Here is a 13086-nt window from a genome sequence, read left to right on the forward strand (position 1 = left end):
CCAGTGTGGCCGATCACCCTCTCAGGTCGGCTACGCATCGTCGCCTTGGTGAGCCGTTACCCCACCAACTAGCTAATGCGCCGCAGGCCCATCCCCAAGTGACAGATTGCTCCGTCTTTCCAGTTCTCTTCAGGAGAAGAAAACAACTATTCGGTATTAGCTACCGTTTCCGGTAGTTGTCCCAAACTTGAGGGCAGGTTGCCTACGTGTTACTCACCCGTCCGCCGCTAACCATCAGAGAAGCAAGCTTCTCTTCAAGTCCGCTCGACTTGCATGTATTAGGCATGCCGCCAGCGTTCGTCCTGAGCCAGGATCAAACTCTCCAATAAAGATGAATTTCAGCAGCGTGGTTAGACGCTATGAAAATCATCGGTGGTATTGAAAAGAGCGATAAGCTCATTTTGAAACTGACGATTCATTATGAATCAAAAGTTACTATCCATTTGTTCAGTTTTCAAGGAACTTGTTGTCCGTTTGTGTTAATGCTTGTCAACCGGACAGGAATCTTATCTTATCATGTCGACTAACTAACTGTCAACTCTTTTTTTCGTCAGCGTTCAAAGCGTTTCGACAATCATTCGCTTGAGGCGACAAGAAATAATATATCATGATCTAATTTATTTAGCAAGCACTTTTTAATAACCTTTATATAAATGATTTATAATCCACAACTCCCGCTATCTAACGAAACTCTCAACTACATCAATCGACAGATTATATGAATCCGGATGGATCAACTCTATTTACATACAGATACTTCGAGTTACTGAAAAATGAATTCTATTTACTTAAAACAGAAAGGGTACATCTACTTTTGAACCAATAGTATTAGATAACCAATTAGAGGATACTTTTATATTAGAAGTGTTTCCCTTCACCTTTTGATACAAGTGATCCAAAACGCTCTATAATAAGGTATATATAATATAGAATAAGGAATGAATATGATACTCCCGTTCAAGTAATCACTGACACAGTACACAATAATACTAAATTCAGAACCGCTCTCTAATCACAATCGGCTTCATTTATATCGAGGATGTTCTGATGAATAACCTATATGGGGTGAAAGCATATGAAGCAATGGCTGAAGAACATTCGAAAGGGTTATGGTAAAAAGCTCGTTTCCATTCATGCCTGGAATGCCTGGATTGTTGTCATCCTCGCGGTATCAGGTCTTATGTTGGTCGGTGGTTTCTGGCGTGAGTTACTCGGGATTGGACGCGTATGGTTAAAGTGGCTACATATTGTCGTCGGTCTAGCTATGCTAGCACCTGTGGTGTATTACTTACTTTTGGCCGGAAAGCACTGGAAACAACTTCGCAATAGGCCATGGCAGAGAGCAAATACAATCGTTGTTCTTGCACTGCTGGTAGGGTGGCTGTTATCAGGTATAGTGTTATGGCAGTTCAAGCTCGCTGGGCCGAGATGGTCGAATGCCGCGCTTCTGGTTCATGATTTGCTGACTTGGGTGGGCCTGCCTTATATCATCTACCACTCCATTACACGAACGAGATGGTTAAAAGATCCTGCACGCCGTGCAGTAAAAGCAACGACAGTTGTAGCAGAGGGTAGAAATAGGGTGCATTCAACTGATGCTCCTGATGAATATACAACGCCAGCAGCGGTAGTTTCTACCGAATCTATACGTACCATTAAGGAGAGTCCTCTCCATCAACCAGAGAAACCTCAACCCGTGTATACACGGCGGGCATTTATTCGTTCTGCTGTAGGCGTGGGCCTAGCTGTGACTTTGGGGCCTACTTTTATATCATGGGTTGGACGAAACCTCAAACTAGACAATAGTATTGATAGCATGCTGGAGAACGACCCCAATCACATGGTGCCTTTGCCACAAGCGCTGCCAGCTTCCTCACCGCCCGTCGGAGGCGGAGCTGAAGGTCATTTTCGCGTATACACGGTTACACCGATACCTTCCTTTTCCAATGCAAACTGGTCATTCCGGATTGATGGGCTTGTTGAACGGGCACAGGTATGGAACTGGGAGCAGTTCGTGAAACTTGCACGTACCGTTCAGGTCAGCGACTTTCACTGCGTTACAGGCTGGTCTGTATATAAGAATACTTGGGAGGGAATATCTCTTAAGCAACTTTTGACCCAAGCAGGCGTAAAACCCGAAGCGCACAGCGTCAAGTTCTACTCCGGGGACGGTGTATATACGGATGCGATAACGATGGATCAGGCACAGATGGATGATATTATGGTAGCTGTCATGCATGACGGCAAACCGATCCCGGCAGATTTGGGCGGTCCGGTACGCTTGGTCATTCCCCAGATGTATGCCTATAAGTCTGTCAAGTGGCTGAATCGTATTGAACTGATTGACAGCGAACATATCGGCTACTGGGAAGAACGAGGTTATGACAAGGATGCATGGCTTACTGGTGCTTCTCAGGCGCGTTCCTGATTTGAGTTACTGCCGATATACAGTTGAGTTTAAATAAATGTGCAAACAAAAGACCCCCGTTCCACTTATTCGTGGTACAGGGGTCTTTAAGTTATCTATACCTTATTCGAGTTACGCTCCGATTTAATCAAAGCCTACTCCACATTCAGAATCTATCCCTCTTGATTTAAAAGACGTACAAGTTCGTCCTCATCCTCAATGGTAGGAATGCCGAGATCATGAGCTTTGGTCAGTTTAGAACCTGCCTTCTCTCCGGCAATAACGAGGTCTGTCTTTTTGGAGACACTACCCGTTACCTTCGCTCCAAGTGCTTCGAGTCGTTGCGTTGCCTCTTCCCGCGTAAGTTGATGCAGCGTTCCGGTCAGCACGACCGTTTTGCCACTGAAGAAGGAATCTTCCACAATCGCTGCTGGTGCCTCAGGCGCCTGAGCTTTCACGCCTAAATTCAGCATCTTCTCGATAGCTGCCTTTGTAAACGGGTCTGCAAAGAAAGTCACAATGCTCTCAGCTACAATACCACCTACATCAGGTAGTTCAACGAGTTCCTCTGCCGTTGCATTCATAATGGCATGCAGGTCGCGGTAATGATCAGCCAGCATACGTGTAGTTGATTTACCTGTATTCGGAATACCCAGTGAATATAGGAACGAAGCGAGGTCACGATCCTTGCTCTGCTCCAGTGCAGCAATAAGGTTGTTCGCTTTCTTTTCACCAAACCGCTCCAGCTTCACCAAATCATCGAATTGCAATGTATACAGGTCAGCAGGCTCACGCACGTTCAATTCATCGTACAGCTGAATCGCCGTTTTCTCGCTGAATGTCTCAATGTCCATAGCATCACGGGAAGCAAAATGAGAAATCCGGGCCACCGTCTGCGGTTTGCACGCCAGCTTGTTGTTACAGAACAAATGCGCTCCACGCTGTTCCAGCGGGAATCCACATGCCGGACATTGCTCAGGGAACACGATTTCCTCGCCATCACTCTCTTCAGTCACTTTACCCAGGATCTCAGGAATGACATCATTGGAACGACGGATAAAGACACGTGTACCCAAGGCAAACTTCAAATTTTTCCTCTCAATGTCACCCACGTTATTCAATGTACAGTTCTGTACCGTTACCCCAGCTAGCTCAACCGGTTCAACTCGAGCAAGTGGAGTCACTTTGCCGGTACGGCCCACATTCCAGACAACAGAGTTCAGAACGGTCGTGGTCTCTTCCGCCTCGAACTTGTACGCTACCGCCCAACGAGGGAATTTATCCGTATAACCCAATGCCTCACGGGTGCGCATGTCTGTGATTTTAATAACAGCTCCATCGATCAGGTAGTCCAGTTGACCACGACTTTCTTGTATCGCAGCCAATTGCTCCATCACATCATCAAACTCATGGAAATATGTAATAGATGGATTGACTTTGAATCGATTCTCACGGAGAAAATCCATCATCTCCTGATGGTTGGCAAACTGAATATCATCCGAATAACCTACATTATAGAAATACGCGTTCAACCGCCGCTCTGCGGTAGTCTTCGGGTTCAGGTTGCGCAGTGCTCCTGCTGCGGCATTCCGGGCATTTTTGAGCGGCTCTGCTGCTGTTTCATTATAACGATTCAATACAGACAGGTTCATGATGCCTTCACCCTGGACTTCAATGGTGCCGCCTGTATAAGGGATTTTGAGGGGAACCGACTTAATCGTTCTAACCTGAGCCAAAATGCCCTCGCCTACGGTTCCGTTTCCACGCGTAGAGGCTTGAACCAACTCACCGTTTGTGTACGTTAGATTCAGGGTCAAACCGTCAAACTTCAGTTCAATCACATAGCCAGGTTCGGGCAACGGATTGTCTGGATTTTTGGTGTTGAAGTCATTGACCAGCTTGAGCACACGAGTATTCCAGTTTCGCAGCTGCTCTATATTCTGGGCTTTGTCCAAGCTCCACAATGAGGATAAATGGCGATGAGGTGTAAACCCTTTGAGCAGTTCACCACCCACACGCTGTGTCGGAGAATCAGGCAAAACCATGCCACTCTCCTGTTCCAGCGTAACCAGTTCATCGTACAGAAGATCATACTCCTTATCACTGATCTGCGGCTGATCCATCGTGTAGTACTGATAATTATGCTGGTTCAGCTCGGTAACGAGTTGCTCCATCCGGTGCATCGGGTCCATACAGGGCCATCCCTCCGTTATTATAATTTGGATCTATGTAGAACGAACGTTAGAGCAAGCTCTAAGTTCGTTCATGAACATCTATTCTACTTTGGTGATCGGGGCAAAGCCTGCAAGCAGACGTTTTAGGCCAACCGGGGCCGGGAATGCGATCTGAAGCTCTGTGTCATTACCTGTGCCTTTCACCCCAACAATGGTACCTGTTCCCCATTTGCCGTGTTGTACTTTATCTCCGGCTTTGAAACCATCAGAACCAGCTCCGGCAGCGACCGGTTTAGATGCTGACGACGGGGCAGGCGTGCTGGATGTGCTGGACGACGTACTCATGGTAACCCGTGAGGAAGTAACTGACGAAGCGGAAGAACCACTTTGGCTCTGACGATCAAACAACTTGCTTGCTCCACCAAAGTTACTCCCTCCACTGGCACCAAGTCCACGGCCACCATATGATCCACCTGCGCTGCTACCACGACGGTAGCGGTCACGAGCGATGGAGGTATCTTCTTTTAGCTCATCCGGAATTTCATCTAGGAAGCGTGATGGCGGGTTCGCCGTTGTGCGTCCGAACAAGGTCCGCATTTGCGCGCAAGACAGGAAGAGTTGTTCTTCCGCACGCGTAATGCCCACATAAGCCAGTCTGCGTTCTTCCTCCAGCTCCTCGTTATCCATAAAGGCCCGGCTGTGTGGGAAAACTCCTTCCTCCATACCAACGATAAAGACGACAGGGAATTCCAGACCTTTGGCACTGTGCATCGTCATCAGGGTAACTGCGTCACTCTGATCCTCTTCATCATCGTTCATACTGTCGATATCTGCAATCAGTGCGAGATCGGTGAGGAATGAAACGAGCGTTTTGTCTTCATTATTTTTCTCGAATTCCATCGTAACGGACAGGAACTCATCAATGTTCTCCAACCGCGCGCGGGATTCGAGCGTATTTTCATTTTGCATCTCTAGTCGGTACTGACTCATCTCGAGAATCTTCTCGGTCAGTTCGGTCACAGACAGATATTCTACCATCTGATGCAGCGCGGCGATCATATCATAGAACTCCACCAGCGCATTCCGCGTTCGACCGGCAAAACCGAGATCGTCCACAACCTGAAGCACACGGTATATTGAAATCCCCCGTTCTCCTGCTGCAGCTGCCAGCTTCGCTACCGTTGTATCACCAATGCTGCGTTTTGGTACATTAATAATCCGGGTAAGGCTGATGTCATCATCGGGGTTCGACAGCAGGCGCAGATACGCCAGAATGTCCTTGATCTCTTTACGATCATAGAACTTGATGCCGCCAACGATCTGATACGGAATATCAGACTTAATCAGAATTTCCTCTATAACCCGGGACTGGGCGTTGGTACGGTACAAAATGGCATGGTTCTGATAGGATTTGCCGTTCTTCACATTTTTACTAATCTCGGAGGTTACAAAATACCCCTCATCATGTTCGGAATCCGCACGGTACACCTTGATCTTTGAGCCACCCTCTTTGTCCGTCCACAGTTTCTTCGGTTTGCGCCCAGTATTCAGGCCGATTACCTCATTCGCTGCATTCAGGATATTCGAAGTGGAACGATAGTTTTGCTCGAGCAAAATCGTATTGGCTTCAGGGTAGTCTTTCTCAAAATTCAGGATGTTGCTGATATCCGCTCCACGCCAGCGATAGATCGATTGGTCACTATCCCCTACGACGCAAATGCGGTGATGACTATCAGCAAGCATACGGCAAAGCATGTACTGCGCACGGTTGGTATCCTGGTACTCATCCACGTGAATGTACTGGAATTTCTTTTGGTAAAAGTCGAGAACTTCCGGTACCTCTTTGAAAAGTTGAATAGTCGCCATGATGAGATCATCAAAATCGAGCGAGTTGTTGGCTCTGAGCCGTTTTTGGTACATCTTATACACTTTCGCCACAATGCCTTCAAAATAGTCAGCAGCCTGTTTCTCATATTGCTCCGGACTGATCAATTCATTCTTCGCGGTACTCATCATCGATTGAACGGCTTTTGGCTCAAATTTCTTGGTGTCGATGTTCTGGTCTTTCATACAACTACGAATGACAGATAATTGGTCAGATGAATCCAAAATGCTGAAATTGGAGGTGAAGCCGATGCGTTCAATGTCACGGCGCAGAATACGCACACACATGGAGTGAAACGTTGATACCCAGATGTCACGACCCTGAGAGCTGCCAACCAGTTGGGATACCCGGTCTTGCATCTCGCGTGCCGCTTTGTTCGTAAACGTAATAGCCAAAATACCCCAAGGGGGTGCTTTTCGCGTTGCAATAAGATAGGCAATCCGGTGTGTTAGAACACGGGTCTTGCCACTGCCCGCTCCAGCCATAATCAACAGCGGTCCATCCGTCGCCTCGACGGCTTGCCGTTGGGGGGTGTTAAGCCGTGCTACGGCATCATGTATATTTACAGGTTGCATGCATGCATGCTCCTTTCATTGGTTGAAATCGATATAAGTAGTACTAAGGGTTACACTCGTCACTACGATGACAGAATAATCTTCCGATCGCCGTTATTCCCGGATTTTTTGATCTACTTTTTTCAAAGTGAAAATCCGGTAATAAATGCGAGCACTTCGTTTCTCCAGCTTATTTCTGTCCTCTTCGTTCTCGTGTAAAAATTTAGTTTAGCTTATTTTTAAGAGTAGTTGAAATTACAATTGAACTGCAATTACTATCTTTCAGTTCTTTCAGTTGTTGAAAAAGTGAGAACGCTCCGCTTCTCCATTGCAGTCTACGTTCTTGTGTAAACGACATTGCGCTCATGTAACTTGTTCTATTTAGCAAAGCCGAAGTTCTATTTTAACAGATCAGGAGGGGAAATTGGGGGAATGGTAAACTAAACCGATTAAACGGATTGTTTCACAGCTTGGACCGTCTCCAACGCCTTGTGCAAATCACTGTACACAATGTTTCCAACCACAACGGTGTCTGCTACCTGTGCAGCTTGTCTAGCTTTCTCCGGACTATCAATCCCGCCGCCGTAGATAAGATGCGCCTTGGTGAGTTGTCTGTGTGTCTCTCCAACCAGCTCCATATCTCCAAACGTTCCGCTGTACTCCATATATACGATAGGCAGGTTTAGCAGACGTTCCGCAGCCTGGGCGTAAGCAACCGCAGCATCCGTCGTTAATTCCGTATCCGCTCCCGTCATTCGGGCAACAGTGGAGTCGGCATTAAGGACAATATAACCTTCTGCAATAAGCAGATCCCATGGGATCAGGTAACCGTAACGCTCGATGGCTTGCTGGTGCTGTCCGATCATCCATTTGCTATCCGTTGCATTCAGCACCATCGGAATTAGATATCCGTCAAAACCAGGCACAACTGCCTCCAGCTCGGATACTTCTAGCACGCAGGGCAGCTCGTAGCGACGTACTCTGGACATCAGGTCAACCGTGTTGTCATAGGTAATTCCCGAAGACCCACCAACAATAATGGCATCGGTACCCGACATGCAGATCAGGTCAAGTGCTTCATCCGTTATTTCCCGGTCCGGGTCTAGCTTAAATACATGTCTCCACTGCTTAATCATGTCTATCAACGAACATTCCTCCAGAGGTTCTTCTGCATCCTAAAAAGCTTGTAAACTAAGTCTAAGTCAGCAGGGAGTGAGTGTCAATGTTCGTATAAAAAGGGGAACAAAAAATCACAGACTTTTCCCTGGAATTGCAGGAGAAGCCTGTAATTTTAGATGGCAGGGATGTGATGCTACAGAATTTAAGCCAGCGCCTGCTGCCACTTCGAACATCAATATCTTGAGTAGAGTTGGATCCAAAGTCTCAAGTAGGAATACCGCAACCTCTGAATCATAATTTTATACTCAAGGTTTCCAGGCAAAACGTGTGTTCATCTCATCCAGTTCCTGCTCGGTTAATACATCCGAATACACGCCGTACACGCCCCATTTCTCATAGTTTGCTACCTGATCGGTGTCATTAATGGTATGAACGTAGGTGACGGCTCCTGCCTGCTTCAGCTTGGCCACGAAATTCTGGTTTACTTTATATTCCGGCATGGTTACGGCATCGATGTCATTCTTTTGTACAAAATCAACCACCTGAGCTTCAGTATCCTGCGTAGCATAAAGGGTATAAATAATAGAAGGAAACGCGTAGATTTCTTTCACGGTTTCGAGCATCGGCTCGTTATAGATCTGTACTACAACCCGATTAAGAATTGAAGGGTCATGTTTCTTGGCTGCGTCCACGAGTGATTTTAGCACCTGCTGAATATCCTCGTCCTTCTGTTCTTTGGTATCGGTCACGATATACATATCCGGGTACTTGGCTAATACATCCATAATGCCGTCGGCATCCATCGGTTGGTACATGCCCAGAATAGGGGTATTCATAAATTCATCATGTGTCAATGCTCCAGCCTGTTTGTCTTCGGGTAACTCCTCGTCCTGTCCCAGCATTTTGCTCATGTTGGCGGTCCATTCATGTCTGGCTACTGCTTTGCGGTCCGAGGTCAGCATAAAGTCAATCTCAAACACGCGTGTGCCCTTCTCATAATTGGCAATCATCGCCTCATAGGCGTTGGTGTAAGGCTGTTCACGGATACTGCCCATGGCATGAGCAATCAGTCGATAGGCCGTAAACCCATCGTGCTGCTCCTCGCTCTGACTGTCATAGGCAAAAAAGAGTGTGCCCACGGTTACGATGAGTAGTGTAATGACGGCGGCAATTCGTTTCATATGGCGTTCACATCCTTATCAGGGTGGTAGGGAAGAAAAAGAGTACGAATAAGATGATATGACGAAGCATGTGCGGTTTTTCCTTTTTGATAGCTAACTACCCTGATTGGAGAGGTGTAAAACAAAAAGCCGCCCGAAGGCGGCTGTTAAATCTAGGGATGCAGTATTTCGGATGGATAAGAAGCACCATCTATTCGGTTTGTTGCACACTCAATTCATTCAGAAATGCGATCAAAGCTTCGCGCCAAGCTCTCATGGGTGGCAGACCGTTTGTACGAATAGCGAGATGATCCATTACGGAATATTGAGGTCGAGGAGCAGGACGTGGGAATTGCCCGGTGGTACAAGGCTCGAGAACAGCACTCAGTTTGAATCCGGATTGCTTGGATGCTTCTTCTGCAATGGCCTGTGCAAATTCATACCAGGTGCACATTCCAGAATTAGAGGCATGGTAGATACCATATTTCTCAGTTAATGAAAGTTCACTCACGAGTCTGGCTAAATCCACAGTATATGTGGGCGACCCTTGTTGATCATGAACGACCTGAAGTCGGGGACGCTTCTCCAGAAGTTCCAACATGGTTTTGACAAAATTACTGCCGTGTACTCCAAACACCCATGATGTTCGTATAATAAACCATCGCGTGCAGAGACTCTCGACCAGTCTCTCTCCGGCAAGCTTTGACTTGCCATACACGGTCTGCGGATTCGTCAAATCAAATTCCTGATAAGGCCTCGTTGCCGTGCCATCAAATACGTAGTCGGTACTAATATAAATCAGTTTGGCTTTCACTTTCTCTGCAGCAACGGCTATATTTCTAGTGCCTGTTACATTGACTGTGTACGCCATATCCTCATCTGTCTCGGCCTTATCAACGGCTGTATAGGCAGCACAATGAACGATGATGTGAGGCTGGAAAGCGTTAATGGTTTCTCTGCATTGCTGTTGATCGGTAATGTCCAATTGGTCCCTGTCACAGGCCATGACATCATGACCACCAGCTCGAAATATCTTTACAACATCGTATCCGAGCTGTCCCGCAGCCCCCGTCACCATTACTCTATACTTCATTTTGTAGGATCACCCATTCGATCACCATACTGAAGTTTTACATAATCTTGATACGTACCTGATTGAATTCGTGTCCACCATTCCTGATGATTCAGATACCACTGGATGGTTTCCTTGATCCCTGTCTCAAAATTGTGCACGGGCTTCCAGCCAAGCTCAGTATGCAATTTGGTCGGGTCAATCCCATAACGTCGGTCGTGGCCTAGTCGATCCTGTACATATTGAATCAAACTTGCAGGTTTGCCTAGTTGTTCTAGAATCTTTTCAACAATATATATATTGGTACGTTCATTATTTCCCCCGATGTTATATACCTCTCCAATCTTGCCATTATGAATGACCAGGTCGATAGCACTACAGTGATCTTCTACATAGAGCCAATCACGAATATTAAGCCCATCGCCATAGACAGGAATAGCCTCATCATTTAATGCACGAGATATAATAAGCGGTATAAGTTTCTCTGGAAATTGGAAAGGTCCATAATTGTTCGAACAACGTGTAATGTTTACAGGCAAACCAAAGGTTTCATGATACGCTCTGACAAGCAAATCCCCACCCGCTTTACTGGCAGAGTATGGACTGTTCGGCATCAATGGTGTCTCTTCTGTAAACAAACCTGTTGGACCAAGTGAGCCATATACTTCATCCGTAGACACCTGAACATATTTGGTAACTTGATATTTTTTCGCCGCATCCAGCAACACCTGAGTTCCGAGTACATTGGTACGCACAAAAATATCGGGGGACAGAATGCTGCGATCCACATGAGACTCAGCCGCAAAATTGACGATTACATCGATCCCTTGGGATATAATTTGTTCCATTTGCTGAACGTCAGTGATATCCGCTCGGATAAACGTATATTGAGAATTCGATTCTACGGATTGCAAATTCTCAAGGTTGCCCGCATACGTTAAGGAATCCACGTTAACAATTTCATAATCAGGATGCTCACGAAGCATATACATCACAAAGTTGCTGCCAATAAATCCAGCCCCTCCAGTAACGAGCAGTTTCATGTTATCTCTCTCCTTCTGCCCCCAGATACTGTTCGATCCGAGAAGCTTGTTTTAGTTAGCCAAAATTCAGTTCCGCCCCTTCAAGTAAAGGGTGCTTCTGATCTTTCTCGGAGAGAATGGGATCCGACACAGGCCAATCAATTCCGAGCGCTGGATCGTTCCACAAAATACCCCGGTCATGTTCAGGCGAATAGTATGCATCCACCTTGTATGTCACCTGTGTATGTGGCACCAGTGTACAGAATCCATGAGCGAAACCTTGGGGGACAAGCAACTGCCGCTGATTATACTCACTAAGAATGACACTTTTCCACTGTCCAAAGGTTGGTGAAGTCGTACGAATATCTACAATAACATCATAGATGGCTCCGGATATTACTCTGACCAACTTGGTCTGTGCTCTGGGCTGAAGCTGGTAATGAAGTCCGCGAAGAACTCCAGCTTCGGCGGACAGGGATTGATTGTCCTGAACAAACACATGATGTATACCATTTTCATACAGAACACGCTCATTATAACTTTCCATGAAATATCCCCGATGATCGCCATAAACCTTAGGTTCCAATATAGCTGCGCCATCCATAAACAGCGGAATCACCTTCATGTTATCCCTCCGTTATTGCTATTAACAGCATTTCTTCATATTAATCTATGTATATGTAAAGCATCGGGCAAGTGATCGTTCATTGGCCTGGTTAAATCATGATATTTCAATACGTTGTTCCATAAAATAATTAAAACCCAGCCGGTGTTTTACTTTCGGCTGGGCTTGATCATAGCGATTTCTCTATTTGTTCTGTACTATATGCTCCAGATACTTCAACAAATCCTCCCGCAAATCCGGGCGCTGAAGGGCATAATGAATCGTGGTTTCAATAAAACCAAGCTTCTCCCCAACATCATGACGCAGACCGTCAAAATGATAGGCGAGAATCTGTCGTTGGTCATTCAGACGGGACAAGGCATCCGTTAACTGGATTTCTCCGCCCACGCCAGCAGACTGCTGACCAAGAATATCGAAGATATCCGGCGTCAGAATATAACGTCCCATAATCGCCAAATTGGAAGGTGATTCTTCCGTCTTCGGTTTCTCGATCAAACGACGCGCACGGTACACACGATCTTCGGTGCGAGATACCAATTCCCCGTCCACAATCCCGTAACGTGACACTTCGCTCCAATCAACAGGCTGCACACCTACGATCGGAGATTGCAATTCATCATAAACTTCGATCATCTGCTGAAGACAAGGATGATTGGATTCCACGATGTCATCCCCCAGTAGCACGGCAAATGGTTCGTTTCCGATAAACTTGCGGGCACACCAGATGGCGTGCCCAAGACCCTTTGGTTCCTTTTGACGGATATAATGGATGTCTGCCATCTCGGAGGGTTTGCGAACTTCATTCAGCAGATCCCACTTCTGTTTACCAGCCAGATTCTGTTCCAATTCGAATGAATAGTCAAAATGATCCTCGATGGCCCGTTTACCTTTACCTGTTACGATAATGATATCCTCAATGCCTGAAGCTACAGCTTCTTCAATAATGTACTGGATCGTCGGTTTGTCAACGATTGGCAACATCTCCTTGGGCATCGCCTTCGTGGCAGGCAGAAACCGGGTACCGAGCCCGGCCGCTGGAATGATTGCTTTGCGAATACGCACGCTAGA

Annotated in this window: 9 protein-coding genes and 1 rRNA gene; 1 reads left to right on the top strand and 9 read right to left on the bottom strand. The window is 46.5% G+C overall.

Features of this window, described 5'->3' with window-relative positions:
- Positions 1 to 329, bottom strand: a 16S ribosomal RNA gene (locus BUA17_RS10400); the annotation flags it as partial.
- Between the two features lie 746 nt (positions 330 to 1075).
- On the opposite strand from BUA17_RS10400, the gene BUA17_RS10405 reads away from it, so the two are divergent.
- On the top strand, positions 1076 to 2428 hold the full coding sequence (locus tag BUA17_RS10405; RefSeq protein WP_072733556.1) for a molybdopterin-dependent oxidoreductase: 1353 nt from the start codon (positions 1076 to 1078) through the stop codon (positions 2426 to 2428).
- A gap of 152 nt (positions 2429 to 2580) precedes the next feature.
- Here the strand turns inward: BUA17_RS10405 and ligA are convergent, their stop codons facing one another.
- The 8 genes from ligA to galU all read right to left on the bottom strand — a co-directional run bounded on the left by ligA (position 2581) and on the right by galU (position 13080).
- Positions 2581 to 4599 (bottom strand): NAD-dependent DNA ligase LigA, encoded by a 2019-nt coding sequence (ligA, locus tag BUA17_RS10410; protein ID WP_072733557.1) that lies wholly within the window; start codon positions 4597 to 4599, stop codon positions 2581 to 2583.
- An 81-nt stretch (positions 4600 to 4680) separates the two neighbouring features.
- The gene (gene pcrA, locus BUA17_RS10415) at positions 4681 to 7041 is read right to left on the bottom strand and encodes a DNA helicase PcrA (protein ID WP_072733558.1); all 2361 of its coding nucleotides are present in this window, start codon (positions 7039 to 7041) and stop codon (positions 4681 to 4683) included.
- A gap of 428 nt (positions 7042 to 7469) precedes the next feature.
- Positions 7470 to 8165 carry a heptaprenylglyceryl phosphate synthase gene (locus tag BUA17_RS10420; protein ID WP_072733559.1) on the bottom strand — a complete coding sequence of 232 codons (696 nt, stop codon included), beginning with the start codon at positions 8163 to 8165 and terminating at the stop codon, positions 7470 to 7472.
- A 279-nt stretch (positions 8166 to 8444) separates the two neighbouring features.
- Positions 8445 to 9320 (bottom strand): phosphatidylinositol-specific phospholipase C/glycerophosphodiester phosphodiesterase family protein, encoded by an 876-nt coding sequence (locus tag BUA17_RS10425; protein WP_072733560.1) that lies wholly within the window; start codon positions 9318 to 9320, stop codon positions 8445 to 8447.
- A 190-nt stretch (positions 9321 to 9510) separates the two neighbouring features.
- A complete protein-coding gene (gene rfbD / locus BUA17_RS10430; RefSeq protein WP_072733561.1) occupies positions 9511 to 10392 on the bottom strand; it encodes a dTDP-4-dehydrorhamnose reductase in 882 nt (293 codons plus the stop codon).
- Positions 10389 to 11414, bottom strand: coding sequence for a dTDP-glucose 4,6-dehydratase (gene rfbB, locus BUA17_RS10435; protein WP_072733562.1), 1026 nt, complete (start codon positions 11412 to 11414; stop codon positions 10389 to 10391). The genes rfbD and rfbB overlap by 4 nt, the downstream gene beginning before the upstream one ends.
- 55 nt (positions 11415 to 11469) lie before the next feature.
- On the bottom strand, positions 11470 to 12018 hold the full coding sequence (gene rfbC, locus BUA17_RS10440) for a dTDP-4-dehydrorhamnose 3,5-epimerase (protein ID WP_072733563.1): 549 nt from the start codon (positions 12016 to 12018) through the stop codon (positions 11470 to 11472).
- Between the two features lie 183 nt (positions 12019 to 12201).
- Positions 12202 to 13080 (bottom strand): UTP--glucose-1-phosphate uridylyltransferase GalU, encoded by an 879-nt coding sequence (gene galU, locus BUA17_RS10445; protein WP_063568272.1) that lies wholly within the window; start codon positions 13078 to 13080, stop codon positions 12202 to 12204.
- Positions 13081 to 13086: the final 6 nt, after the last annotated feature.

This window comes from Paenibacillus sp. ov031, assembly GCF_900143165.1.
GTDB classification, from domain to species: Bacteria; Bacillota; Bacilli; order Paenibacillales; family Paenibacillaceae; genus Paenibacillus; species Paenibacillus marchantiae.